Annotated in this window: 24 protein-coding genes; 13 read left to right on the forward strand and 11 right to left on the reverse strand. The window is 67.3% G+C overall.

Going from position 1 to position 23,696, the window contains the following annotated elements:
- Positions 1-2 precede the first annotated feature (2 nt).
- Complete coding sequence (locus KGR00_RS20705) at positions 3-1,547, reverse strand: DHA2 family efflux MFS transporter permease subunit (RefSeq protein WP_224419144.1); 1,545 nt, start codon at positions 1,545-1,547, stop codon at positions 3-5.
- A 345-nt stretch (positions 1,548-1,892) separates the two neighbouring features.
- Here KGR00_RS20705 and KGR00_RS20710 point away from each other — a divergent pair, with 345 nt between their 5' ends.
- On the forward strand, positions 1,893-2,417 hold the full coding sequence (locus tag KGR00_RS20710; RefSeq protein WP_224419145.1) for a YgjV family protein: 525 nt from the start codon (positions 1,893-1,895) through the stop codon (positions 2,415-2,417).
- Here KGR00_RS20710 and KGR00_RS20715 read toward each other — a convergent pair.
- Entirely contained in the window at positions 2,405-3,202 is a 798-nt protein-coding gene (locus tag KGR00_RS20715; protein ID WP_224419146.1) for a sulfite exporter TauE/SafE family protein, read from the reverse strand. The genes KGR00_RS20710 and KGR00_RS20715 overlap by 13 nt on opposite strands.
- A 183-nt stretch (positions 3,203-3,385) precedes the next feature.
- Here KGR00_RS20715 and KGR00_RS20720 point away from each other — a divergent pair, with 183 nt between their 5' ends.
- Both KGR00_RS20720 and KGR00_RS20725 read left to right on the forward strand, forming a co-directional pair.
- A complete protein-coding gene (locus KGR00_RS20720) occupies positions 3,386-3,682 on the forward strand; it encodes a YciI family protein (protein ID WP_129139351.1) in 297 nt (98 codons plus the stop codon).
- A 4-nt stretch (positions 3,683-3,686) separates the two neighbouring features.
- Positions 3,687-4,040: a hypothetical protein gene (locus KGR00_RS20725; protein WP_224419147.1), complete on the forward strand. Its 354-nt coding sequence runs from the start codon at positions 3,687-3,689 to the stop codon at positions 4,038-4,040.
- A 101-nt stretch (positions 4,041-4,141) separates the two neighbouring features.
- Here the strand turns inward: KGR00_RS20725 and KGR00_RS20730 are convergent, their stop codons facing one another.
- The gene (locus KGR00_RS20730; protein ID WP_129139353.1) at positions 4,142-4,345 is read right to left on the reverse strand and encodes a cold-shock protein; all 204 of its coding nucleotides are present in this window, start codon (positions 4,343-4,345) and stop codon (positions 4,142-4,144) included.
- Positions 4,346-4,684: 339 nt separating this feature from the next.
- On the opposite strand from KGR00_RS20730, the gene KGR00_RS20735 reads away from it, so the two are divergent.
- From KGR00_RS20735 to KGR00_RS20745, 3 genes are read left to right on the forward strand one after another with little or no spacing between them, the layout of a single operon-like run.
- Positions 4,685-5,548 (forward strand): SDR family oxidoreductase, encoded by an 864-nt coding sequence (locus KGR00_RS20735; RefSeq protein WP_224419148.1) that lies wholly within the window; start codon positions 4,685-4,687, stop codon positions 5,546-5,548.
- A 42-nt stretch (positions 5,549-5,590) separates the two neighbouring features.
- Entirely contained in the window at positions 5,591-5,866 is a 276-nt protein-coding gene (locus KGR00_RS20740; RefSeq protein WP_224419149.1) for an AGE family epimerase/isomerase, read from the forward strand.
- Positions 5,867-5,871: 5 nt separating this feature from the next.
- Positions 5,872-6,837, forward strand: coding sequence for an AGE family epimerase/isomerase (locus KGR00_RS20745; RefSeq protein WP_343232813.1), 966 nt, complete (start codon positions 5,872-5,874; stop codon positions 6,835-6,837).
- A 16-nt stretch (positions 6,838-6,853) separates the two neighbouring features.
- Here the strand turns inward: KGR00_RS20745 and KGR00_RS20750 are convergent, their stop codons facing one another.
- A complete protein-coding gene (locus KGR00_RS20750; protein ID WP_224419150.1) occupies positions 6,854-8,890 on the reverse strand; it encodes an NADH:flavin oxidoreductase in 2,037 nt (678 codons plus the stop codon).
- 156 nt (positions 8,891-9,046) lie between these two features.
- On the opposite strand from KGR00_RS20750, the gene KGR00_RS20755 reads away from it, so the two are divergent.
- Positions 9,047-9,673, forward strand: coding sequence for a TetR/AcrR family transcriptional regulator (locus KGR00_RS20755; RefSeq protein ID WP_224419151.1), 627 nt, complete (start codon positions 9,047-9,049; stop codon positions 9,671-9,673).
- 117 nt (positions 9,674-9,790) lie between these two features.
- Here the strand turns inward: KGR00_RS20755 and KGR00_RS20760 are convergent, their stop codons facing one another.
- The 4 genes from KGR00_RS20760 to KGR00_RS20775 all read right to left on the reverse strand — a co-directional run bounded on the left by KGR00_RS20760 (position 9,791) and on the right by KGR00_RS20775 (position 12,889).
- Entirely contained in the window at positions 9,791-10,726 is a 936-nt protein-coding gene (locus tag KGR00_RS20760; protein WP_224419152.1) for an oxidoreductase, read from the reverse strand.
- Between the two features lie 4 nt (positions 10,727-10,730).
- A complete protein-coding gene (locus KGR00_RS20765; RefSeq protein ID WP_129139359.1) occupies positions 10,731-11,054 on the reverse strand; it encodes an antibiotic biosynthesis monooxygenase in 324 nt (107 codons plus the stop codon).
- A 160-nt stretch (positions 11,055-11,214) separates the two neighbouring features.
- On the reverse strand, positions 11,215-11,847 hold the full coding sequence (locus tag KGR00_RS20770) for a nucleoside/nucleotide kinase family protein (RefSeq protein WP_224419153.1): 633 nt from the start codon (positions 11,845-11,847) through the stop codon (positions 11,215-11,217).
- Complete coding sequence (locus KGR00_RS20775) at positions 11,825-12,889, reverse strand: LacI family DNA-binding transcriptional regulator (RefSeq protein WP_224419154.1); 1,065 nt, start codon at positions 12,887-12,889, stop codon at positions 11,825-11,827. Before KGR00_RS20775 ends, KGR00_RS20770 begins: the two co-directional genes overlap by 23 nt.
- 200 nt (positions 12,890-13,089) lie before the next feature.
- On the opposite strand from KGR00_RS20775, the gene KGR00_RS20780 reads away from it, so the two are divergent.
- From KGR00_RS20780 to KGR00_RS20800, 5 genes are all read left to right on the forward strand, one after another.
- Entirely contained in the window at positions 13,090-14,094 is a 1,005-nt protein-coding gene (locus KGR00_RS20780) for a substrate-binding domain-containing protein (RefSeq protein ID WP_224419155.1), read from the forward strand.
- Positions 14,095-14,170: 76 nt separating this feature from the next.
- Positions 14,171-15,700: a sugar ABC transporter ATP-binding protein gene (locus KGR00_RS20785; protein ID WP_224419156.1), complete on the forward strand. Its 1,530-nt coding sequence runs from the start codon at positions 14,171-14,173 to the stop codon at positions 15,698-15,700.
- Positions 15,693-16,712, forward strand: coding sequence for an ABC transporter permease (locus KGR00_RS20790; RefSeq protein ID WP_224419157.1), 1,020 nt, complete (start codon positions 15,693-15,695; stop codon positions 16,710-16,712). Before KGR00_RS20785 ends, KGR00_RS20790 begins: the two co-directional genes overlap by 8 nt.
- A complete protein-coding gene (locus KGR00_RS20795; protein ID WP_224419158.1) occupies positions 16,709-17,725 on the forward strand; it encodes an ABC transporter permease in 1,017 nt (338 codons plus the stop codon). Before KGR00_RS20790 ends, KGR00_RS20795 begins: the two co-directional genes overlap by 4 nt.
- Before the next feature lie 74 nt (positions 17,726-17,799).
- A complete protein-coding gene (locus tag KGR00_RS20800; protein WP_129139364.1) occupies positions 17,800-18,654 on the forward strand; it encodes a sugar phosphate isomerase/epimerase in 855 nt (284 codons plus the stop codon).
- A 64-nt stretch (positions 18,655-18,718) separates the two neighbouring features.
- On the opposite strand, the gene KGR00_RS20805 is transcribed toward KGR00_RS20800, so the two are convergent.
- Genes KGR00_RS20805 through KGR00_RS20815 form a run of 3 tightly spaced genes read right to left on the reverse strand, consistent with a single transcriptional unit; the run spans position 18,719 to position 21,597 of the window.
- On the reverse strand, positions 18,719-20,023 hold the full coding sequence (locus KGR00_RS20805; RefSeq protein WP_224419159.1) for a TRAP transporter large permease subunit: 1,305 nt from the start codon (positions 20,021-20,023) through the stop codon (positions 18,719-18,721).
- Positions 20,024-20,584, reverse strand: a complete 561-nt coding sequence (locus tag KGR00_RS20810) for a TRAP transporter small permease (RefSeq protein WP_224419160.1) — start codon at positions 20,582-20,584, stop codon at positions 20,024-20,026.
- On the reverse strand, positions 20,584-21,597 hold the full coding sequence (locus KGR00_RS20815; protein ID WP_224419161.1) for a TRAP transporter substrate-binding protein: 1,014 nt from the start codon (positions 21,595-21,597) through the stop codon (positions 20,584-20,586). The genes KGR00_RS20810 and KGR00_RS20815 overlap by 1 nt, the downstream gene beginning before the upstream one ends.
- Positions 21,598-21,810: 213 nt before the next feature.
- Between KGR00_RS20815 and KGR00_RS20820 the strand changes: the two genes are divergently transcribed.
- Positions 21,811-23,604 (forward strand): sodium:solute symporter family protein, encoded by a 1,794-nt coding sequence (locus KGR00_RS20820; protein ID WP_224419162.1) that lies wholly within the window; start codon positions 21,811-21,813, stop codon positions 23,602-23,604.
- The last annotated feature ends 92 nt before the right edge of the window (positions 23,605-23,696 follow it).

A 23,696-nucleotide genomic window follows, 5' to 3' on the forward strand; every position in this document is an offset into this window, starting at 1 on the left:
GCTCAGACGCGCTGCCAGCGGCTGAGCAGGATCGAGGGGATCGCGACCACCAGCAGGCTGCCCACCAGCAGCCAGAACCCATCCTGATAGGCGAGAATCGCGGCCCAGACCGCCTCGAGGCGGCCCAGCAGATAGCCGGCCATCGCCTGCTGGTGGGTATCCGGTACGCCCAGGTGGCCGGCGATCTGGGCGTAGTCGCCGAGCTGTTCGCGGGCCAGGCTGTTGCCGGCATTCACCCCGGCGTTGAGGTACTGGCCGTGCAGCGCCGTACGCCGGTCGAGCAGGATCACCAGCCCCGCCGTGCCCAGCGCGCCGCCCAGTTGCAAGGCGAAGTTGATCGTGCCGGAGCCGTAGCCGGTCAATTTCAGGGGCAGGGCGGCGATGGCGTTGGACAGGGTCGGCGGCGGGAAGGCCGCCATGCCGATCGACATGATCGCCATCGACCCCGCCAGATAGCCGAACGAGGTATTCCAGTCCATCTGCGCCATGTGCCACACCGAGAACACCGTGCAGGCCAGGCCCGGTAGAGTGATCCAATGCGGCGGATAGCGATCGCTCAGCCATCCCACCAGCGGCACCAGTACGCCCAGCACGGCGGTCGAGGGCACGAAGATCATCCCCGCGCTGACCGGGCTGTAGTGCAGTACCGACTGCACGAACTGGGGCAGCAGGTACATGATTCCGTAGAAGGAACCGCCGAACAGCAGCATCGTCAGGGTGCCGACCACGAAGATCCGGTAGCGGAAGATCGACAGGTCGAGCAGCGGGTGGGCGGTGCGCTTCTGCCAGGCGACGAAGATGGCCGCGCAGATCAGCGCAGCGCCGATCAACTCGGGGATGCGCGGATCGTCCCAGCCCCAGCGCTGGCCGTTGGAGAGCGCCGCGAGCAACGAGAACACCGCCGCGAAGAGCAGCACCACCCCGGCCCAGTCGAAGGGCGGGCGCGGCCCCTTGGCCTCGCGCGGGGGCAGGAAGAAATAGCCCATCGCCACGGCGGCTGCGCAGATCGGCAGGGTGATGAAGAAGACGTAACGCCAGGTGAAGTTCTCCACCAGCCAGCCACCGATCACCGTCGCCAGCGTCAGCGGCAGCCCCAGACACATGCCGTACATGGCCAACGCCATGCCGCGGCCTTCCGGCGGGTAGGCGGCGAACAGCGCCTGCATCGCCACCGGACGGATCAGCCCGGTCATCGCGCCCTGGATGACCCGGGCGGCGATCAGCATCGCCATGCCCTGGCCGAGACCGCCGAGGAGCGAGGCGGCGATGAACACCAGCAACAACCCCATGAAGGTGGCGCGCTGGCCGACGGCGGCGACCAGCCACGGCGCAACCAGCAGCGATACCGTGGTCGAGGCCAGAAAGCCGGTGGACAGCCACTGGACCTGGGAGTCGCTCATGCCGAAAGCGCCCTTGATGTAGGGAATCGCCACGTTGACGATGGTGATCGACATACCCAGCGCTACCAGCCCCAGCATCACCGTGAGGGTCACCCACAGCTTGTAGCGGGGGCCGTAGCGCTCGAACAATAGATCGACCTGACTCATGACGCCCGCCGTTGCGGTGCGCGCACCCGGTCAGGATTGGCGGTAAATACCACGGGAGGTCTCCTCGTGCCTACCGGCTGCCCAAGAAGGCGGGCCGGCATCTCTGAGTGGCGAGATGTCGGCCCGAAGTATCGAACAGCGAGCTGTAACGCCGATGTAGCGCTAACTAGTAGCTAAGACATCGTTTGATAGCTAAGGATAGTAGCGCATTCTGCCGCCGAAACCCAGTGACAATGACCACCAGCGCTGAGAGGGTATGCTCTGATCGCTGCGGGTACTCGACCGGCATTCGTCCGCCGGTGGAGGGGAACCCGTGAGGGAAGGGCGCATGGACCGGGAGCCGCGATGCCAGAGATCGACCCGAGATGGTGGCTGGGCCAGGGCGTCAGTCTGATGGCGCTGGCCCTGTGTGTCGTGGCCTTCACCAGCCGGCGCGACGATCGCCTGTTCGTGCTGCTGCTGTTCGCCAACGTGGCCTTTGCCACCCAGTTCGCGCTCTTCCAGAGCTGGGTGGCCGCGGGCATCTCCGCGCTGATCGTCCTGCGTATCGTCCTGGTCCGTCGCTACCCCGGTCATGTCGGGATCATGGCGGGGATGCTGCTCGCCACGCTGGCGATCGCCGTGCCGGCCTGGAGCGGGCCGCAGGATATCCCTGCCCTGCTCGCCGGGCTGGTGGGCACCTATGGCATGTTCATGCTGCGCGGCCTGGCCATGCGCGCGATGCTGGCCTTGGCCGCCTTCTGCTGGATCGTCAGCAATCTGCTGGCCGGTTCCCTCGGCGGCACGCTCGCCGAGTCGCTGATCTTCGTCACCAACGTGATCACGATATGGCGCCTGCGACGTGATCCGGCGTGGCGTCAGTCGCCATGACCGCCGGCGGCCGTGCCCGTGATCAGTCCGATGACACTGACCACCACCAGCACCACGCCGAGGATTCTGAAGAAGGTCTGCGTACCGGCGGCGAGCATGTAGCGATGGACACGTTCGCCCAGCAGATGGCCCAGCAGGGCGCAGGGCAGCAGCCAGAGCTGATGGATCAGTTGCAGGTCGACGCCGGCGATGATGAACGCTGTCATCTTGATCGCCACCAGGATGAACCACAGCGCGAACAGGGTGTCGCGCAGTTGATGCTTGGCCACGTGGCTGGCGAATACCGAGACGATCAACGGCGCCCCGATCAGCGAGGTGCCGCTGACGTAGCCGCCCAGGCCCAGCAGCAGGCAGTCGACGACCGGGTGGTTGCTGCGAAACGGTCGGTTCAGGGCGTAACTGACGCCGTAGACGATGACGATCACGAAGATGATGATCGACATGATGCCGGCCGGCAGGGTCAGCAAGCCGACGACGCCGACCAGCTTGGGCACGATCATGATCTTGAGGGCCTTGCTCAGGTAGCCCCAGTCGATATTGCCGCCATTCGTCGTCGCCGTGCCCTCGGCTTGTGCCTGGCGACGGCCGCGCCAGGCGATCCAGCTCGAGAAGATCATCAGGTGGATGGCGATGATCGGCAGGAAGACCAGCGGATCGTCGACGACCAGCAGCAGGAAGGGCAGGGCCAGTACCGCGCCACCGAACCCCAGGCTGGTGCGCACGAAACCGCTCCAGGCGAAGATGGCGCCGATGAGCGCGTATTGGTACCACGACAGATCCGACATGCGTTCCCGTTCGTTGTGGGTTTATCAGCAGAAACGACTATACCCGAAGCCCGGGACCCGATCGCGCTGAAAGCGGTTGGACGCACGGCGACAAGGGGCTCGATGAGGGGCGACAGGCGTTGCCGCCGCCGACCGCGCCGGCTATGTTAGCCGGCGTGTCCATGCAATGGCGGGGAAGCGACGATGAAGCAATACGCGGTGGTGGCCTACGACCACACGGATGACGACGCGCTGGCCCGGCGGCTGGCCAATCGCGATGCGCACCTGGCGGGCATCCGCCGGCTCGCGGATCGGGGGCATTTCCTCAGCGGCGGGGCGATCCTCGACGACGACGGCCGAATGGTCGGCTCCAATGCGCATTTCCAGTTCGCCGATCGGGCGGCGCTGGACGACTGGCTGGCCAGCGAACCCTACATGACCGGCCGGGTCTGGGAGCGGGTGGATATCCGCGAGGTCAGGCTCTTCGATCCCGGCGCCTGACGTCATGGCCGAGACTGGTACGCCGTTGGCCGCCCGGATTCGCCGGTTGCTCGAGACGACGCCCCGCGAGGCGCTGCCGCTGACCTATCATCAGGTCGCCGACGCACTCGGACTGCAGCCGCCGCGAACCATTCGCCAGGTCGCCATGGCGCTGGAGCAAACGATGCGCGAGGACGCCGCCGCGGATCGGCCCTTGATTGCCGCGCTGGTGGTCAGCCGCCAGGGGGAGGGCCTGCCCGCCCGGGGGTTCTTCGATCTCGCCGTGGCGCTGGGGCGCTTTCCCGACGCGTCCGCGAGGCATGTCGAAGCCTGGCGGGCGGCGTATCGGCATGCTCTGGCGTCGAGGGGCCACGATTGATGGGTCCGTTTTCCAGACACGCAAAAACACCAAGGCCCGCCGAAGCGAGCCCTGGTGTTCGAAGCCTGACGGCGCGCGAGGCGCCGAACTAACCGGGAGGGTTAGAGAGGCTTGATGTTCGCAGCCTGAAGGCCTTTCTTGCCCTGGGTCACGTCGAAGGAGACCTGCTGGCCGTCCTGCAGTGACTTGAAGCCTTCGGCCTGAATTTCGGAGAAGTGGGCGAACAGATCGTCACCGCCGTCGGCGGGAGAAATGAAGCCGAAACCTTTGGTGTCGTTGAACCACTTGACTGTGCCAGTTGCCATTTTCGAATTCCTTACGCATTGAGCGTGTATTGCGGTTGCCGGGTGATACCCGAGATACAGTGGGTAAGACAAGGGATATGACCAGGTAACCGAATGCTTCGAGTACAACTGACGATATGCGACTTGCTAACCAACTGGGGGCATGATGGGGGTCTGCCGGGGCTGCGTCAAACGTTTTCTGCCGCAGGCACGAAAAGATGGCCCGAGGGGACGTCGGTAGCGGGCCTCGGCGGGCCGGCCGGTGGTGCCTGGCTTGTCGTCGTTTAGACCAAGGTCTACGTTGAGCGCAGGTGCGGTCACTCGCGGTGACCGCCACGCACGCATCACACGGAGGTGAACATGACCAATGAGTTCGAGATCCACGCCCAGTCGCAGACCCTGCCCGGCAGCGAGGCCGCCATGGATCCGCCGGCCGAGATGATCCGGGCCGGTTACAGGGGCGCCGACAAGCTCGCGGGCAAGGTCGCGCTGATCACCGGCGGCGACAGCGGCATCGGCCGCTCGGTGGCGATCCATTTCGCCCGCGAGGGGGCGGACGTGGCCGTCGTCTATCTCAGCGAGGCCGAGGACGCCGCTGAGACCCGGCGCCTGGTCGAGGCGGAAGGGCGCCGCTGCCATCTGATCGAGGGCGACCTGGCCGAGGCCGAATTCTGCCGTCGCTGCATTGCCGAGACGGTCGATGTCCTCGGCGGCCTCAACGTGCTGGTCAACAACGCCGGCACGCAATGGGTCAGCGAGGATCTCGCCGAGCTGCCCGACGAACAGTGGCGCCGCATGTTCGACGTCAACATGCACAGCCAGTTCTACCTCGCCAAGGCCGCGCTGGCACACCTCGGCGAGGGCGATTCGATCATCAACAATGCCTCGATCAACGCCTATATCGGCCCGGATTTCCTCGTCGACTACTCGGCGACCAAGGGCGCCATCGTCAGCTTTACCCGCAGCCTCTCCAACCAGGTGGTGGGGCGGGGCATCCGGGTCAACGCCGTGGCCCCCGGCCCGGTATGGACGCCGCTGCAACCCGCCACCCTGGGTGCCCACGATCCGCAGTGGCTGGAAGGCTTCGGCCAGCAGACGCCGATGGGGCGCCCCGGTCAGCCCAGCGAGCTCGGCCCGGTGTTCGTGTTCCTGGCCAGCCTGGACGCCTCGTTCATCAGCGGCCAGACGATCCACCCCAACGGTGGTACCGTGGTCAATGGCTGATACCGGGGCCGAGCCCCTTCGTCGACACGAGGCAGCGTAGCGATGACCCAGGACACTCCACGCCAGCCGCGCCACTGGCTCGACAGCGCCACCCATCGTCACTGGTTGACCCGCGAGGGGCTGGCCCTGCTCGACTTCCATCGCGCCGGGCGGCTGGCGTCCGGTGGCTTCGGGCCCATCGACGGTGACGGCCGTCTTCTCGACGGGGCGAGCGCCGATACCATGATCACCGGGCGCATGGCGCACAGTTACGGCCTGGCGGCGCTCCAGGGCGTGCCGGGGCGGCGGCGCTGGCCGAACACGCCGTCCGTGCGCTGAACGGCGTGCTGCGTGACACCCGGCAAGGGGGCTGGTTCGCCGGCGATCCCGCGGCGACGGACGACCGCAGCAAGCAGTGCTACCTGCATCACTTCGTCGCCCTGGGGGCCGCCACCGCGACACACGCCGGCATCCCCGGGGCGGCCGAACTGCTCGACGAGGCGGTCGAGGTGATCGATAGCCGTTTCTGGTCCCCGGAGGAGCAGGCGTTCGTCGAAGGCTACGCCCAGGACTGGCGGGATCTCGCCGACTACCGCGGCGGCAACAGCAACATGCACGGCGTCGAACTGTGCCTGGAACTCGCCGATGTCCGCGGCGAGCCCGTGTGGCTCGAACGGGCACTGGCGATCGTCGAACGGATCATCCACCGCCACGCCGCCGCCCGCGATTTCCGTATCCTCGAGCACTTCCACGGCGACTGGTCCGAATGGCCGGAGCACAACGCCGACCGGCCCGACGACGGCTTCTACCCCTATGGCGCCACCCTCGGTCACGGCTTCGAGTGGGCGCGCTTGATGCTGCACCTGGAGGCCGCGCTGGAAAGGCGCGGCAAGGCGGCCCCGCCCTGGCTGTTCGTGGAGGCCGCCGCGCTGTTCGACGCCAGCCTGCGTGACGGCTGGGAAGCCGATGGCGCGCCGGGTCTGGTGTATACCGTCGATTGGCAGGGGCAGCCGGTCTCCCGGCGCCGGCGTCACTGGGTCCATGCCGAGGCCGCGGCCGCGGCGGCGGCCTTCATCCAGCGCACCGGCGAGGCGCATTACGAGCACTGGTACCGGCGGCTGTGGGACGTCATCGACGATGTCTTCGTCGACCGCGAGCGGGGCGGCTGGCGCCAGGAGCTGGACGGCCGTCTGGCCATCGATGCCGCCGAGGGCGATATCAAGCCCGATCTCTACCACGCCTATCAGGCCACGCTGCTGCCCCGGCTGCCGCTGGCGCCCAACCTGGCGCTGGCGGTCGAAAGGTTATGAGTCGCCCCCGCCCGGCTTACAGATCCTTGACCAGCCGCAGCGCGTCGTGGATGGCGGCATGGGTGTTGCGATGCGAGATCGCGTCGCCCACCCGGAACAGTTGGAACCCTCCCCCCACCTCGCCGGCGAGCGGCTGCGGCTCGCCGGCGATCAGGGCCTCGTAGTCGACCGCGCCACGGTTGCTCGACAGCGGCTTGAGCGACGCGTACAGGTCCTCCAGCGGCAGGGTGCCGAAATTGACCACGACCTGATCGACTCGCCGCTCGCGGCGGACGCCGGTGTAGTCGCTGCCGATCGAGGCCAGCAGGGCCTCGCCGTCGCGGCGCACCCCGGTCAGCCGGAAGCTCGGCGTGAAGGTGACGTCGAGCTGCTGCAGAGCGCGCAGGTAGGGAACCAGGTTCATGGCCATCACCTCCGGTGCCAGGGCACGGTCGGCGGTCATGTACTCGACCCGCCCTCCGGCCCGGGCAATGATCTCGGCGGCCTGCAGGGCGGTGTGATCGCCGGCGTCGTCGTAGACCAGGACGTCGCTGCCCGGCCTCGCGTGGCCCGAGAGGATGTCCCAGCCGGTCACGACGAGGTCGTTGCCGGTTTCCAGGGCCCGTTCGTTGGGTAACCCACCGGTTGCCACGATCACCACCTCGGGGGCCTCCGCCAGGACCTCGTCGTTCTCGGCGAACACGTTGAAGTGGAAGGTGACCCCCAGGGCCTGACAGCGTTCGTAGCGCCAGTCGATGATGCCCATCATCTCGCGGCGGCGTGGGCTCTGGGCCGTGAGGCGAATCTGCCCGCCGGGCGCGTCGGCGGCTTCGAACACCACCACCTCGTGGCCGCGTTCGGCGGCCACCCGCGCCGCCTCCAGCCCGCCGGGCCCGGTGCCGATCACCACCACCTTGCGGCGAGCCGTCGCCGGCGTAATGGTGTGCGGCAGGCTGGTCTCGCGGCCGGTCGCCGGGTTGTGGATGCAGTAGGCCGCGCCGCCCTGGTAGATGCGATCGAGACAGTAGTTGGCGCCGACGCAGGGGCGAATCTCGGCCTCGCGGCCTTCGATGACCTTGCGCATCAGGTGCGGGTCCGCCATGTGGGCCCGCGTCATGCCGATCATGTCGACCTTGCCCGAGGCGATGGCGTGCCGCGCGGTGGCGACGTCCTGGATCTTCGCGCCATGGAAGGTGGGAAAGTCGACCGCGCGCCGGATCTCGCCGGCGAAGTCGAGATGTGGCGCGCCGGGCATTCCCTGCACCGGGATGACATCGGTCAGCCCGGGGTCGGTGTCGATGTGCCCGCGGACCACGTTGAGAAAGTCCACCAGACCGCTGTCCTTGAGGCGATGCGAGATCGTCACGCCGTCGTCGGCGTCGAGTCCGCCCGGCAGGCACTCGTCGCCGGTGTAGCGCACGCCCAGCAGGAAGCGCTCGCCCACCCGCGCGCGAATGGCGGCGAGGATCTCGAAGGTCAGGCGAAGGCGATTGTCCAGGCTGCCGCCGTAGGGGCCGTCGAGCTCGTTGGTCAGCGGCGACCAGAACTGGTCCAGCAGGTGGCCGTAGGCCTGGATCTCGAGGCCGTCCAGGCCGGCGGCGTGCATCCGCTCGGCGGCATCGGCGTAATCGTCGATGATCCGCGCGATGTCCCAGTCCTCGGCGGTCTTGGGGTAGGCGCGATGGGCGGCTTCGCGGTGATGCGACGCCGAGACGATGGGCAGCCAGTCCCCCTTGTCCCAGCGGGTGCGACGGCCGAGATGCGTCAGCTGGATCATCACCGCCGTGTCGTACTCGTGGCAGGCGTCGGTCAGCTCGCGCATCCACGGCACCACCTCGTCGCGATGGGCGAGGATGTTGTTGAAGGCGGGCGGACTGTCCCGGGAGACCGTCGCCGAGCCGGCGGTCATGGTCAGCGCCACGCCAGCGCGGGCACGTTCGACGTGATAGGCCCGATAGCGTGCCTTGGGCATGCCGTCTTCGGCGTAGGCGGGCTCGTGCGCGGTCAGCATGACCCGGTTCTTGAGCGTCAGATGCTTGATCTGCAGGGGCTGCAGCAGAGGGTCGTGGTTCACGGGGCGAGATTCCTTTGTTCTTGTGGCGTCGAGGCGGCCCGATGATGTTTCTGTACACCGGTGTCAGAATAATAGACAGTGGTGTACAGGAAGGGAAAGAAAAGGAAAGGGTGGGGCGATGGCCTTGGCCGTGAAGGTGGCGTCGGAGGGAATCAAGTGAAAGGCAAGCGTTCGACCGTCAACCAGGCGGCCTGGATCGATGCGGCCTATGAGCTGCTGATCGACGGCGGGGTCGGGGCCGTCAAGATCGTGCCGCTGGCCAGCAAGCTCGGCACGTCGCGGACCAGTTTCTACTGGCTGTTCGAGGATCGCGAAGCGATCCTCGCCGCCCTGCTGGCGCGCTGGGAGCGCCAGAACACCGAGGCGCTCGTCCGCCAGAGCGAGGCGTATGCCGCGTCGATCGTCGAAGCCGTGCTGAACGTCTTTGACTGCTGGTTCGACCCGGGCCTCTTCGACTCGGAGTTCGAATACGCGGTGAGGAGCTGGAGTCTGCAGGACGGCGCCGTCGCCGAGCGCGTGCGGCATGCCGACGAACGGCGTCTAGAGGCCCTGCAACGGTTGTTCGTCCGTTACGGATACGCCGCGGCGGAGGCGGACACCCGGGCGCGGACCGTCTACCTGATCCAGATCGGCTACATCTCGATGCACACCCGCGAGAGCCGGGAAACCCGACTCGCCCGCGTGGCGCACTATGTCGAGATATTCACCGGGCAGAGCTGCACTCCCGAGGATCTCGCGCGTTTTGCCGCCCGCCACCCGGCGCGTTTCGCCGACGAAGCCTGATGCGTTACGCGTCGTTCCAAGCTCTGTCTGAAAAGTCGGCGAGCGATGGCCAGACAAGACAAAAATTGACGAAAAAGCGCAGTTTACAAGCCGTAAATGAGCATTTTGAGTCAATTTTTAACGCCGTATGGGCGAGCGCAGACATTTTTCAGGCAAAGCGTAGGTGGCGCCGGTCGCCTCGCAGGAGACCCCCCACAAGCGCTCGGCGAGTGCCGGATCGCGGGCCGCGGCGGTGGCGCGGGCGCGCTTCGCGGCGCCGCGCATTTCCCCCGGCCCGGCGGGGCCGAAGTAGTCGTCGGGGCGCACGTCATCGGCGGTGGCCGCGTGTAACACCGGCCGGGCGCCGTCGGCGGCGGACTGGCTGATCAGCGGCATCACCAGCCGAAACAGGCTGCCCACCAGGGCGCGGCTCTCGACGCCATGCTCGAACAGCGCGGTGCGCGACAGCCCCGGATGCGCCGCCACGCTGAGCAGCCCCCAGCCACGCGCGTCGCTGTGGCGTTGCAGCGCCTGACTGAACAGCAGCATGGCCAGCTTGGATTGGCGATAGGCTCGCCAGGGATCGTAACGGCCCTCGCCGTGGAGGTCGTCGAAATCGATACGCCCGCCGCGATGCGCCAGGCTCGAGAGTTGCACGACCCGGGGTGCCGGCGCCGCCAGCAGCAGGGGCAGCAGCAGGCTGGTCAGCAGGAAGTGCCCCAGGTAGTTGACGCCCAGTTGGCGTTCGAAGCCGTCGCGGGTGGTTTCCCGCGTCGGAGGCGCCAGAATGCCGGCATTGTTCACCAGCACGTCCAGCGCGCCCTCGTGCTCGCGTACCCGGGCGGCGAAGTCACGCACCGAGGCCAGGCTGTCCAGGTCGAGTGGCTCGCAGCGCACTGCAGTCTCGGGGAATTCGGCACGCAGCGCCTCGACGGCGGCACGGCCCTTGTGCGGATTGCGCGCGGCGACGATGACGCGATGGCCCCGCGCGAGAAGGCCCCGGGCGGTCTCGAAGCCCAGTCCGGTGTTGGCCCCGGTGACGATCGCCAGCGGGGCGGCGTGGTCGGTCGCCATCGGCTCAGTCGTTGCCGACGGTCTGGATCACCTCGAAGCCCTCGAACTGCGGCGGGCCCAGGTAGAGCCCCTCGCGACGGCTCTGCCCGGCATTGGCGTGCGCCGCGCGGAACGCCTCGGAGTGCGTCCAGGCCTCGAAATCCTCGCGCGAGCGCCAGACGGTGTGCGAGGCGTAGAGCACGTGATCGTCGTTCTCCGGGCCACGCAGCATGTGGAACTCGACGAAACCGGGCAGGCCCTGGAGGTGGCTCTCCCGCTCCAGCCAGATCCGTTCGAACTCCTCCGTTCGCTCGGGATTGACCCGGAAACGATTCATGGCGATGAACACGATGGTGTGCCTCCTGGCGGATCAATGGGTGCCCGGGAACGATGACACCTTCCCCCGAGTGGGGCAAGGCGGTCGGCAGGGGCGGCCTCGGCACGTCGGTGCCGTCATTGACTGCCCCCGGGAGTGATCTCTCGACAGGTTTTTCCTCCGGCCTTTGTCTTCAGCCATTCTCCAGAAAGAGGTCCGCGCGGTTCGCGTGCTGCAGGACCAGGCGCATGTTGGGTAGGTCGTTGCCCTCCAGCTTGGTCTGACGCTGGGCGTCGGAGAGGTGCGCCCAGCGCCGGGTTAGACGTTCCTCCAGTACGTGCTCCGGTACCTGGATGAAGACACGTAGATCGAACCTGTCAGACAATCGCGCCCAGAGCGGGTCATCGAGCAGCAGGTAGTTGCCCTCGACGACGATGAGCCGCGCTTTGGGGCCGATCAGCCGCGCTGCTCCTCGGGCGATCTCGAGCGCGCGATCGAATACCGGCACCGCAACGACGCTACCGTCGTCGGCCGCGATCCGTGCGAGCGTCACTGACAGGCCCTCGACATCGAAGGTATGCGGTGCCCCCTTGCGTGCCAGGTCGCCACGCTGCGTCAGCAGGGTGTCGTCGTAGTGAAAACCATCCATCGGCAGAATCTCGGCGCTCCCGGGGGCGAGCGCCGTCATGGCCTCCATCAGACGCGCAGCGATATAGCTCTTGCCCGCGCCCGGTGGGCCTGCCAGCGCCACGATGCGGCGCTCGGGGCCTTGCGTCATGGGGGTGAGACGGGCAATCAGATCATCAAGGTTGGTGCGGGTCGGCATTCGGTATCGCCTCCTGTGCCAGCAGTGACTCCGAGGGATCGCCGATCATCAGACGTGGTGGGATGACCGCCACCTCGCCGGTGCGCTCGTCAGCGCGATCGAACCACTCGAAGCAGGTAGCAATCATCGTTTCCATGTCCTGGCGCAGCATGACGGTGTCGAGGGGCAGGCAGGCGGCGAAAGGGTCCCAGTCGAAACACGCCAGTCGGACGTGCCGCACCAACTCGGGGTGGGCATGCCAGAACATGGCAAAGCCCTCGAAGGCGGTGATCGAGTTCACCAATAGCGCTGCCGGCGGTCGGTCACTATTGGCGAAAAGCGTTTCCAGCGCATTCTTGGCCGCCAGCGGACTGTAACCGCAGCGCAGGACGTCGCCCGCCTCGACCGGATGGGAGCGCGCCTGGCACTCCGCCATGAAGCCCGACACGCGCTGATCCGTGGCGTACTCCGACTCCCGACCACCGAGGAAGATCACCCGCTCCCGTGACGCAAGGCCGTCCAACAGCCAGCGGGTCAGGCTGCGTGCGCCGCCGACGTTGTCGGTGACCACGGAGAAGGTATTGGCGCCCGGCAGGTCGACGTTGACACAGCGCACCCCACGGGCGAGACAAAGCCGGTTCAGCGGCTCTGGATCGCGCACGCCGGCAATCACCATCAGCTCCACCTGCTGTGCCACCAGCGTCTCGACGACCTGCGTCTCGATCTCGTGGTCACGCTGCGTGCTGACCACGATCGGCACCAGCGAGCGCTGCCGGGCCTCGCTTTCGAAGCTCTCGATCAGGCCGGCAAAGAACCGGTTGCGGTGATGGGGCACGATCATGCCGGCAAGCGACGATCGCTGCATACGTAGCCCCCGGGCGCGCTGGTTGGGCTGGTAGTCCATCTGCCGGGCCACCGCCAGCACGTGCTCCGCCGTGGCCTCCTTGATGCGATGCTGCCGCCAACTGCCGTTCAGCACGAAGCTGACCGTCGAGATCGAGGTCCCCGCCGCGCTGGCCAGCTCTCGAATCGTGGTGCCCCCTTTGCGGTTCGCCTTGGTCATAGCGGTCTCCGACGCCTGGGCTACGAGGTGAGTCTTGGACTAAAGACGATGCCATGATCGCATTGACGCCACAAGCTAAAAGGTTTTTGCTAATAACCGAAACGACCGACATGCCCGGCTGGCGGGTGCCCCAAGACAGCGACACGTCATGCCGTACGACCCAAACAGGCCCTACAACAATAGCCCTGGGAGACATGCATATGATTCGCAACAAAGGTGTACGCCGCTGGTTGACCCTCGCCGCCAGCGTCTTGCTCATGACGCTGGCGACCGCGCCAGCGATGGCCAAGGAGATCACCATCGGCGTGGTCGCCAAGATCGGCGGGATACCCTGGTTCAACGCCATGGAAGCGGGCATCGAAGAGCGCGCCAACGAACTGGACGTGAACGCCTTCATGGTGGGCCCGACCAGCGCCGATCCGGCCCTGCAGGTGCGTGCGATCGAAGATCTGATCGCCCAGGGCGTGGATGTGATCGGCGTGGTGCCCAACGACGCTCAGGTGCTCGAGCCGGTACTGGCCCGCGCCCGGGAGCAGGGCATCATCGTGCTCACCCATGAATCCCCCGATCAGAAGAACGTCGACTGGGACTTCGAGCTCGCCTCGGTCAAGGGTTTCGGTGCCGCCTATGGCAAGCGGTTGGGCGAATTGATGGGCGGCAGCGGCAAGTACGCGGTGTTCGTCGGCGGGCTGACCGTGCCCCTGCACAATGCCTGGGCCGATGCCGCCATCGCCTACATCAAGGCGCACTACCCCGACATGCAACTGGTGGGTGATCGCTACGGCGTGGCGGAGGATGTCGACGCTTCCCGGCGCACCGCCCTCGACCTGATGCGTGCCAATGACGACCTGGGCGGCATCCTGGCCTTCGGTAGCCAGGGGCCGATCGGCGCAGCACGCGCCGTGAAAGAACGCCGACGCAGCGGCGACGTCGTGGTGCTCGGCCCCTTCTCCCCCGGCCAGGGTCGTCGCCTGGTGCATGACGGCGTGCTTAGCGGCGGCTTCATGTGGAACCCGAAACAGGCCGGCGAAGTCTTCGTCACCCTCGGCACCCTGCTGGCCAAGGGTGAGACGCTGAAAGACGGGATGGAGATCGCGGGCCTCGGCGAGATCCATCCTGACGTGAAAGGTCGCGACATCATTGTCGACCAGTTGGTCGAGATCAACGACAAGACCGTCGACGACCTGGCCGCGCTCGGTCTCTGACGCCACGGCGCCGGTGTCCCATCCGAACGGGCACCAGCGCTTCTGAATCCCCCCAGGATTACGCCAGAGGTGCGCCATGCACACCCCGATTCACTCACAGCCCGGCGACACCGATCCCGGCCCCTGGCTACTGCGCCTCGAGCATGTTTCCAAACGCTTCGGCGGGGTCCAGGCCCTGGACGACATCGCCTTCAACGTGCGTCCCGGCGAGGTGCTGTGCCTGGCCGGCGAGAACGGTTGTGGCAAGTCCACGCTGATCAAGACGGTCAGCGGCGTCCACGCCCCCGAACCCGGCGCCGTCATGCAGTGGGATGGCCAGGACATGCTCGGCATCGATCCCGCCCGCGCGCGCGAACTGGGCATCCAGGTCATCTGGCAGGACCTGGCGCTGTTCCCCGAGATGAGCGTGGCCGAGAACATCGCCTTCGAACGCAACCTGGGTCGCCGTCCACGGCTGGTCAAGACTGCGGCGATGCGCGCCCAGGCTGCCGAGATTCTCGACAGCCTGGGCGTGAACATCGACCTGGATGCTCGGGTGGCCTCGCTGTCGATCGCCAACCGGCAGTTGGTGGCCATCGCCCGCGCACTGATCGCCAACGCGCGACTGGTGTTCATGGACGAGCCCACCGCCTCGCTGTCGCGGCACGAGACCGAGGCGCTGATCGACATCGTGCGGCGACTCTCGGCCCAGGGCATCGCGGTGGTGTTCGTCAGTCACCGCCTGGCCGAGGTGCTGGATATCTGCTCCCGGGTCACGGTGCTGCGCGACGGCTGCTACGTCGGCACCTACTCCACTGAGGGCATGACCCAGTCACGCCTGACCGAGCTGATGACCGGTCGCCAGTTCGACTACCGCACCCGGCCCGCGCCGACAGGTGATGGCGAGCCCCGGCTGTCGGTCCGAGGACTGACCCGCCAGGGTGAGTACCGGGACATCGATCTCGACATTCGTCCCGGCGAGATCGTCGGCCTGACCGGACGCCTGGGTGCCGGGCGCACCGAGCTGGCGCTGTCACTGTTCGGCATGCGCCGGCCCGAGCGCGGGCAGATCCTGCTCGACGGCCGACCGCTTAGGATGACCTCCAACCGCGATGCCATCCGCGCCGGCATCGCCTACGTCTCCGAGGATCGACTCTCCCTCGGCCTGGTGCAGCAGCAGGCCATCGCCGACAACATCGCCATCACCGTGCTCGGCCGCCTGCTGAACCGGGCCGGGCTGCTCTCGCCGCGTCGGCAAACCGGCCTGGTGGCGGACTGGATCCGTCGCCTCAAGGTCAAGGTCGGCTCGCCCCAGGATCCGGTCTCCAGCCTCTCCGGCGGCAACCAGCAGCGCATCGTGCTCGCCAAGTGGCTGGCCACCGAGCCGCGTCTGCTGATTCTCGACAGCCCCACCGTGGGGGTGGACGTCGGCGCGCGTGCCGGCATCTTCGAGATCGTCGCCGAGCTCGCTGCCCAGGGCATGGCGATCCTGCTGATCTCGGACGAGACCCCGGAGGTCTACTTCAACGCCGACCGCGTGCTGCACATGCGCGACGGTCGCCTGGTCGAATCGTTCATTCCCGCCCATACCGAACTCGAGCGGATCGAGGAGGCCATCCATGCGTAAATTCCTGCCCCGCCTGGGCAGCACGGAACTGTGGCTGATCGCCGTGATCGCGGTGATCTGCGGCGGGCTCGCGCTGACCACCGACACCTTCCTGACCCTGGTCAACCTGCTCGACCTGCTCAACTACTCGGCGGTTAACGTGATTTTCGCCGCCGGCCTGCTGGTGGTGCTGGTCGCGGGCGGTATCGACATCTCCTTCGCCGTGGCCGCCTCGGTGGTGCAGTACCTGGTCGCCACCACGCTGCTGAGTCTGGGCGGGGGCGGCTGGGTGCTCGGCTTCGCCCTGTCGATCGGCTTCGGCGCCCTGCTGGGCGCCTTCAATGCCGCCCTCATCCATCACTTCCGCATCATCTCGATCGTGGTGACCATCGCCACCTTCAACCTCTTCTTCGGCTTGCTGATGTTCTTCACCGATGGGGTGTCGATCTACAACCTGCCGGATTGGCTGGTGGAGCGCGTGGTGCTGTTCGAGCACGAAACCGCCAATGGCTGGGCGGAACTGACCCTGCCGGTAGCGGTCATGGCCGTGGTGGTGCTGGCGACCTGGCTGCTGCTGCGCCGCCTGAACCTGGGGCGTCAGCTGTTCGCGATGGGCGACAATCCGGAAGCCGCCCGCCGCCTGGGTATCGGCATCGCCAAGATGCACTATCTCGCCTACGGCTGGCTGGGCGCCTGCGCCGGCATCGCCGGGCTGATGCAGATGCACTACGCCCAGGAGGTCGTGCCCAACGCGCTGTACGGCCGCGAACTGGATGTCCTCGCCGCCGTGGTGCTGGGCGGCGCGCGTCTGGGGGGCGGGCGCGGCACGTTGCTGGGGGCGGTGCTGGGCCTGGCGCTGATCGCCATCACCCAGAACGGCCTCAACCTGCTGGACATCTCGCCCTACGCCTTCCGCATGATCGTCGGCGCCATCATCCTGATCGCCATCTGCATGTCGGGAGAGACCCTGGACGTCCTGCGCACCCGTCTTGCCCGCCGACGCGCCGCCCCGCGCCAGGAGGTGCTGTCATGAGCCAGAGCGTGATCTCGCGTCTTATGAACCCCGCCGGGAGCAAAAGCCCCGCCGCCGGCGAGCTGGCCGGCATGGGTATAGTGCTGGGCGTACTGGTGGTGAGCTTCAGCCTGCTTTCGGATCGCTTCCTGACCGGCGCCACCTTCGACTCGATCGCCTTCCAGCTCCCCGAGCTGGGGCTGCTGGCACTGGCCATGCTGATCCCGCTGCTCTCCGGCGGGCTCAATCTGGCGATCACCTTCTCGGCGAACTTCTCGGCCCTGGTAATGGCCTGGGTGGTCGGCTGGCTGGGTGGCCCAGAGGCCGGCATGAGCGGGATCCTGCTGGGCATGCTGGCGGCGCTGCTCAGCGGCGCCCTGATCGGCTGGGCGCTGGGGGCCATCGTCGCCTACACCGGCGCCCATCCGATCCTCGCCTCGCTGGCGATGATGATCTTCCTGCGTGGGCTGGGTGAATTCCTCACCCGTGGCAGCAGTGTCTCGGGCTTCCCCGACGCACTGGTCGGCCTCGGCCAGGGCACCTGGCTCGGCATCCCCGTGCCGCTGCTGGTGTTCGCCGCCTGCGCCGCCCTGTGGGCGCTGATCCTCAATCGCACCCGGCTGGGCTTCTCGATCTACATGCTGGGCTCCAATACCGAGGCCACGCGCTACTCCGGCATCAGCACCCGGCGCGCCCTGACCCTGGTCTACGTGCTTTCGGGGGTCATGTGTGCCGTCGCCGGGATCATCATGACCAGCCGCTTCAACTCGGTGCGAGTTGGGCACGGTGAAGCCTACCTGCTGATCACCGTACTCGCCTGCTTCCTCGGCCGGGTGGATCCGTTCGGCGGCTTCGGCCGCGTGGCGCCGGTGGTGATGGCGCTGATCATCCTGCAGGTGATCAGTTCCGGTCTCAATCTACTCGGCACCAACCAGCACCTCGCCACGGCGTTGTGGGGCGGCATCCTCATCGCCGTGATGGTGGTGCGCTACCTGTGGGGTCGGCTGCGCGATCGCCGCCACCGACATCGCTGACGCAGCGCCGTCACGGCCGAGCGTGTTTCGCGACATCGATCTATCCAAGACATCAACGACAGAAGGATGAGGCTATGAGTGTCAGTGGCTTTGGCGTACACACGGCCATGTGGGCCATGGAGTGGAACCGGGAGGCCGCCGAATTCGCGATCCCGGAAGCGGTCAAGCACGACATCGACTTCCTCGAGATCACCATGCTCGATCCCGAGGGAGTGGACACCGCGCATACCCGCCGCCTGCTGGAGCAAGCCGAGGTGGCCTGCGTCTGCTCGCTCGGACTACCGCTGGACAAGCTGCCCACCAACAACCCCGAAGGCGCCCTGGATTTCCTCACCATGGCCATCGACAAGTCGGCGGAGATCGGCGCCAAGGCCATGAGCGGGGTCATCTACGGGGGGATCGGCCAGCGCACCGGCCAGCGCCCCACCGAGAAGGAGTTCGATGACACCGCACGCGTGGTGGCGCGCGCCGCCGCCTACGCCCGCTCCAAGGGCATGCTGTACGGGCTGGAAGCGGTCAACCGCTACGAGAACCACCTGATCAACACCGCCGATCAGGCGGTCCGGCTGTGCGAAAAGGTCGGTGCCGAGAATGTCTTCGTGCACCTCGATACCTATCACATGAACATCGAGGAGAAAGGCATCGCCCAGGGGATTCTGCGCGCCCGCGAGCATCTCAAGTACATCCACCTCTCCGCCTCGGATCGTGGCACCCCCGGCCGCGACACCATTGCCTGGGACGAGGTCTTCGCCGCCCTCGCCGCCATCGACTTCAAGGGCGGCATGGCCATGGAGAGCTTCATCACCGTACCGCCGCAGGTGGCCAGCGCGCTGTCGGTATGGCGCGACGTCGCGCCCTCCCGCGAGGAGGTATTGACAGATGGGCTCGGCTATCTGCGCATGAAGGCCGATCAGTACGGCTTGATCTAGCGTGTCCTGTCCGGTAATCCCCTGATGCCGGAGGCGCCGGCGGGTCACCCGCCGGCACGTCCGGTCAGCCCGACAGCACCGTCGGCAGCCACAGGGCGATCGCCGGCCACAGGCAGACGATCAGCGCGCCGATGCACATCAGCACGAAGAACGGCGCCGCCGCCAGCGCCACCCGGCCGATGCTCTCGCCGGTCAGCCCCTGCAGCACGAAGAGGTTGAAGCCCACCGGCGGGGTGATCTGACCCAGTTCGACCATGATCACCAGGAAGACGCCGAACCACAGCGGGTCGTAACCGGCCTGGACGATGATCGGCAGGGTGATCGGCAGGCTCATCACGGTGATCGAGATACCGTCGAGGAACAGCCCCAGCACGATGTAGAACAGCGCCAGGGCCAGCAGCAGGGCCACCGGCGAGAACCCCTGTGCGGCGATCCAGCCCGCCAGTTCGCTGGGCAGGTGCAGGTAGCCCATGGCGGTGGACAGCAGGGCGGCGGCGATCAGCAGGCTGCAGACCATCACCGCGCTGATCAGCGCGCCGCGCAGGGCATCGACGAACAGGGCCAGGCTCAGCTGGCGTTCCCACAGCAGCAGGGCCAGGGTGGCGGCACAGCCCACCGCGGCGGCCTCGGAGGGGGTGGCGATGCCGCTGTAGATGGCGCCCAGCACGATCACGATCAGCCCCAGCACCGGCGCCAGATCGAGCAGGGCGCGGCCGATGCCGGTGGCGTCGTCCTCGCCCCGGGGCGCGACGCGCGGGTCGAGCAGGCTGCGCAGGGCCACGTAGCCGACGTACAGCGCGGCGATCAGCAGCCCCGGCAGCACGCCCGCCATGAACAGCTTGCTGATCGAGACCTCGGCCTGGACGCCGTAGACGATCATCACGATCGACGGCGGGATCAGCAGCCCCAGGCTGCCCGCCCCGGCCAGCGAGCCGATCGACAGGTCGCGGTCGTAGTGGCGCCTGGCCAGTTCCTGGGTGGTGATCTTGCCGACGGTGGCGGTGGTCGCGGCGCTCGAGCCGCTGACGGCGGCAAACAGCGTGCAGCCCAGCACGTTGGTGTGCAGGATGCCGCCGGGCAGGTGCCGGGTCAGCGGCGTCAGGCCCCGGAACAGCCGTTCGGAGATGTCGGAGCGGAAGATCAGCTCGCCCATCAGGATGAACAGCGGGATGGCCGAGAGCTCCCAGCTGTTGGCGGCGCGGAACAGGATCTTGGAGAGGATCAGACCGATCCGCTGGGCATCGAAGTCGCCCAACCCCCACAGCGAGAGCATGGCGACGATGACCAGGCCGGAAAACACCCAGTTGCCCAGCGCCAGCACGCCGAGCAACAGGGCGATGACCCCGGCGCCGGTGAGAAGCATGTCCATTCATCGTCCTCCGGGCGGGAAGGTCCGGCGCTGCGCGAGGATATGCAGCGTGCGCACGGCGAGCGTGAAGCAGAGCAGGTACAGGCCCAGCAGTACCGCGCCCTGGGGAATCCACAGCGGGGTGCGGGCCATCGTCTCGCTGATGATGCCGCGCGCGAAGCTGCGCTCCACGGCCAGCGTCCAGTAGCGTGCCAGCCAGCCGAAGGCGAGCAGCGCCGTGAGGCTGGCGAACAGCTCCAGCGGCCAGCGCCAGCCCTGGGGCAGGCGCTCGAGGACCAGGGAAACGCGGATCAACCCATCCTTTTCCAGGGCGTAGGGCATGCCGAGGAAGGTCATCGCCGCCACGCTGTAGCCGATGTATTCGTCGAGGATGAACGTGGAGCGACCGAACAGGCGCAGGCCGATCTCGAGCAGGATGTGCCCGAGCATGTACACCACCAGCAGCATGGCGACACCGGCGCCCAGCGCCGCCAGGGCGCTGGACAGCCGGCCGAGCACGGCGACGACGGGATGTACCCGGCGCGGCGTTGCGGTCTCCCCGTAAGGTTCGGGGGCCGCCATCACGGGGCCTCTGGATCGCGGTACTGTTCGAGGATGCGCTGGCCGCGATCGCCGGCCGACTCGACCCAGTGGGCGACCACCGGCTCGGCCGCCTTCTCCAGGCCGGCCTGGAACTCGGCCGGGATGGGGTCGTGGATGGCCACCTGGTGTTCGCGCAACTCGGCGTAGTTCTGTGCCAGACGCTGTTTCACGACCTCCCAGTTGTGGGCGTCGGTCTCCTTGGCCGCCTGGAGCACCGCCTGCTGGTTGGCCTCGCTGAGATCCTCGAAGGCATCCCGGTTCATGTGCACCATGTTGAGCGGCACGGCGTAGTTGATGGCGCTGAAATCGCTGAGGTGTTCCCAGAAGCTGCCGTTGGCGCCGGCCTCGGCCGAGGTCAGCACCGCCTCGATACCGCCGGTGGCGAGCTGGGGCACGACATCGGCCCAGGACAGTTTCACCGGCGAGGCGCCGGCGCTCAACAAGGCTTCCGTACCGTTGCGGTCGTAGCTGCGGATCTTGAGGCCATCGAGGTCCTTCATGCTGGTCACCGGAGTCTTGGACCAGATGCCGCTGGCCGGCCACGGCGAGGCATAGAGCAGGATCTGGTCGTTGTCCTCGAAGACCTTGGCGTACTCGGGCCGGGCGATATTGTAGAGGCGGTGCGCGGATTCGACGTCGTCCGCCAGGAAGGGCAGCGACGACAGCAGGAAGATGGGGTCCACGCCGCCGAGAGTGCCGGAGAGGCTGTCGGCGATCTGCACGGCGTTGTCGGCCACGGCATAGAAGTGATCCGCCGAGCGGAAACCCAGCGAGCCGCCGGTGTGCAGGGTGATGTCGACCTCGCCGTCGGTCAGGTCCTTGACCCGGTCGATGAACCAGGCATCGCCCTGGGCATGGATCGAGCTGGCATTGTATTCGTTGGAGAAATCCATGGACGCCGAGTAGACGGGGGCGGCCAGAGCCGCCAGGCCGAGCGCCAGCAGCGAGCGCGTCACGAGGCGGGCGGGGGAAATGGACAATCTGCCGGGCATGGGTGAGTCCTTGTTGTTGGTCGATCCTTGAGCTTCGGGAAACGCCCCGACCGAGGACGGTCTCTGGACGACGCAAAGCGTTCCCTGTGCGACGCCGGCACCCGTGCGGGGGGCGTGCCGTCGGGTCGTGTGAGGTGCGCCAGCGGCAAGCGGGATCGGCGCGGTGTCGTGCAAACCTTTCGGGGTGACGCTGAGAGAACGACCGGCCCGGGCATGGCCAGCATCATGGCGAATACCAACAAGTCCACAATCACGGTCATTGCCATGATCTACACCATCGCCATTCTGCTCAGCCTGATCGGCTATTTCGTCATCGGCCACCTGGCCGGGCGTCGCGTCAAGCACCTCGACGATTACCTGGTCGCCGGGCGCAACGCCCCGACCTTCCTGATTCTCGGCACCCTGGTGGCCAGCTACCTGAGTACCAGCGCCTTTCTCGGCGAGACCGGCTTCGCCTACGCCGGGTACCCCTTCGTCATGCTGATCTTCGCCGCCGTCAGCACCTCCGGCTGCCTGCTGGGAGCGCTGGCCTTCGGCCGCTACCTGCGGCGCAGCGGCGCGCTCACGGTGCCCGAGTTCTTCGGCAAGCGCTTCGCCTCGCGGCGCGTGCAGGTGATTGCCGGGCTGACCACCGTGGTCGGCCTGGGCGCCTACCTGCTGGGGGTGATGCAGGGCGCCGGGATCATGTTCGAGGAACTCACCGGGCTGCCGTACTGGGTCGGCCTGGTGCTGGTCTGGCTGACCTATACCGGCTTCATCCTCTACTCGGGCTCGCCGGGGGTGGTGCTGACCGACACGGTGATGTTCGTGATCTTCTCGCTGGCCGCGCTGGGCGGGTCGCTGTACATCATCGACGACCTGGGCGGTTGGCACGGCGTCATCGAAGGGCTGCTGAGCCAGTCCGACAAGCCCGGCATCGCGCTGTGGCACGGCGTCATTCAGGGCGAGGACGCCACCTTCTCCTCGCCCGCCGAGGCGCTGACCTGGGGGCTGACGCTGGGCCTGGTGTGGGCCGCGGTGCTCGCCGCCAGCCCCTGGCAGGCCAGCCGCTACCTGATGGCGCGCAACGAGCACGTGGTGATGCGCTCGGCGATGCTCACCGCCGTGGCGCTGGCGATCTTCTATGCGCTGATGATGATGACCGGCGCGGCCATCAACCTCTACGACCCCGGCCTCGACGGCGAACACGCCATGGTCTGGTCGGCGCTCAACGTGCTGCCCACCTGGCTGGGCATCGTCATCCTGACCGGCGTCTTCGCGGCCGGCCTGTCGTCCTGCTCGACCTTCCTGTCGATCATCGGCTTCAGCCTGTCCAACGACATTCTGCCCGCCTCGCGCGATGAGAAGACTGCCATGCGCACCAGTCGCATCGCGGTCCTCGCCGCCGGGCTGATCGCCCTGGTGCTGGCGTTGTTCCAGCCGCCGGCGGTGATGGCCGTGGTGTGGTTCGCGGCGACACTGTTCGCCTCGTCCTGGGGGCCGGTGGCGCTGATGAGCATCTGGAGCCGGCGGATCACCGCCGCCGGCGCGGCCTGGGGGCTGATCGTCGGCTTCGTCGGCAATCTGCTGCTCTCGCTGGCCGAGCAGGCCGGCTGGATCACGCTGCCGGTCTACCTGCACCCGGTCGTGGTCAGCACCCTGGCGGCGCTCGTGGCCATCGTGGCGGCCTCGCGGCTGACCACGGTCAGCCCGGCGGAACGCGACTACCTGTCGAGCCTGCACCGGCGCGACGAGGCAACCCAGGCGAACTGGGAAAGCGGCACGCGCCGGGTGGCCGTCGGCACCATGCTGGCGGGAATCCTGGTGGGCGTCTTCCTGTGGTACCAGTACGCGGACACCCTCGCCGGGCTGGCCGGGCGCTTCGCCATCGCCGAATCGGCGACGCTGGGTGCCTACGCGCTGGCGGTGGGCTGTGGCGGCATGCTGCTCATCGCCGGCGGGGTCGGGTACCGGGTCGCCCGCACCCGCCGGACCGGGGTAGCGCGAAGCGTCTCCAGCGGTGCCTGACGCGGTGTGGCGGCAGCGGTGCCGCCATCGCCGCCCGATCAACCCATCGGGGCCGCATCGCCGGGTGCGGCCCCGACTCGTCAAGCGAGGTG

It is taken from the genome of Modicisalibacter sp. MOD 31.J, from assembly GCF_020147985.1.
Classification (GTDB): Bacteria; Pseudomonadota; Gammaproteobacteria; order Pseudomonadales; family Halomonadaceae; genus Modicisalibacter; species Modicisalibacter coralii.

What these genes read in the sequence shown, in the direction of transcription:
- KGR00_RS20705 (WP_224419144.1), bottom strand. Translation starts at nt 1,547, where the DNA reads ATGAGTCAGGTCGATCTATTGTTCGAGCGCTACGGCCCCCGCTACAAG.
- KGR00_RS20710 (WP_224419145.1), top strand. Translation starts at nt 1,893, where the DNA reads ATGCCAGAGATCGACCCGAGATGGTGGCTGGGCCAGGGCGTCAGTCTG.
- KGR00_RS20715 (WP_224419146.1), bottom strand. Translation starts at nt 3,202, where the DNA reads ATGTCGGATCTGTCGTGGTACCAATACGCGCTCATCGGCGCCATCTTC.
- KGR00_RS20720 (WP_129139351.1), top strand. Translation starts at nt 3,386, where the DNA reads ATGAAGCAATACGCGGTGGTGGCCTACGACCACACGGATGACGACGCG.
- KGR00_RS20725 (WP_224419147.1), top strand. Translation starts at nt 3,687, where the DNA reads ATGGCCGAGACTGGTACGCCGTTGGCCGCCCGGATTCGCCGGTTGCTC.
- KGR00_RS20730 (WP_129139353.1), bottom strand. Translation starts at nt 4,345, where the DNA reads ATGGCAACTGGCACAGTCAAGTGGTTCAACGACACCAAAGGTTTCGGC.
- KGR00_RS20735 (WP_224419148.1), top strand. Translation starts at nt 4,685, where the DNA reads ATGACCAATGAGTTCGAGATCCACGCCCAGTCGCAGACCCTGCCCGGC.
- KGR00_RS20740 (WP_224419149.1), top strand. Translation starts at nt 5,591, where the DNA reads ATGACCCAGGACACTCCACGCCAGCCGCGCCACTGGCTCGACAGCGCC.
- KGR00_RS20760 (WP_224419152.1), bottom strand. Translation starts at nt 10,726, where the DNA reads ATGGCGACCGACCACGCCGCCCCGCTGGCGATCGTCACCGGGGCCAAC.
- KGR00_RS20770 (WP_224419153.1), bottom strand. Translation starts at nt 11,847, where the DNA reads ATGCCGACCCGCACCAACCTTGATGATCTGATTGCCCGTCTCACCCCC.
- KGR00_RS20775 (WP_224419154.1), bottom strand. Translation starts at nt 12,889, where the DNA reads ATGACCAAGGCGAACCGCAAAGGGGGCACCACGATTCGAGAGCTGGCC.
- KGR00_RS20780 (WP_224419155.1), top strand. Translation starts at nt 13,090, where the DNA reads ATGATTCGCAACAAAGGTGTACGCCGCTGGTTGACCCTCGCCGCCAGC.
- KGR00_RS20785 (WP_224419156.1), top strand. Translation starts at nt 14,171, where the DNA reads ATGCACACCCCGATTCACTCACAGCCCGGCGACACCGATCCCGGCCCC.
- KGR00_RS20790 (WP_224419157.1), top strand. Translation starts at nt 15,693, where the DNA reads ATGCGTAAATTCCTGCCCCGCCTGGGCAGCACGGAACTGTGGCTGATC.
- KGR00_RS20795 (WP_224419158.1), top strand. Translation starts at nt 16,709, where the DNA reads ATGAGCCAGAGCGTGATCTCGCGTCTTATGAACCCCGCCGGGAGCAAA.
- KGR00_RS20800 (WP_129139364.1), top strand. Translation starts at nt 17,800, where the DNA reads ATGAGTGTCAGTGGCTTTGGCGTACACACGGCCATGTGGGCCATGGAG.
- KGR00_RS20805 (WP_224419159.1), bottom strand. Translation starts at nt 20,023, where the DNA reads ATGGACATGCTTCTCACCGGCGCCGGGGTCATCGCCCTGTTGCTCGGC.
- KGR00_RS20810 (WP_224419160.1), bottom strand. Translation starts at nt 20,584, where the DNA reads ATGGCGGCCCCCGAACCTTACGGGGAGACCGCAACGCCGCGCCGGGTA.
- KGR00_RS20815 (WP_224419161.1), bottom strand. Translation starts at nt 21,597, where the DNA reads ATGCCCGGCAGATTGTCCATTTCCCCCGCCCGCCTCGTGACGCGCTCG.
- KGR00_RS20820 (WP_224419162.1), top strand. Translation starts at nt 21,811, where the DNA reads ATGGCCAGCATCATGGCGAATACCAACAAGTCCACAATCACGGTCATT.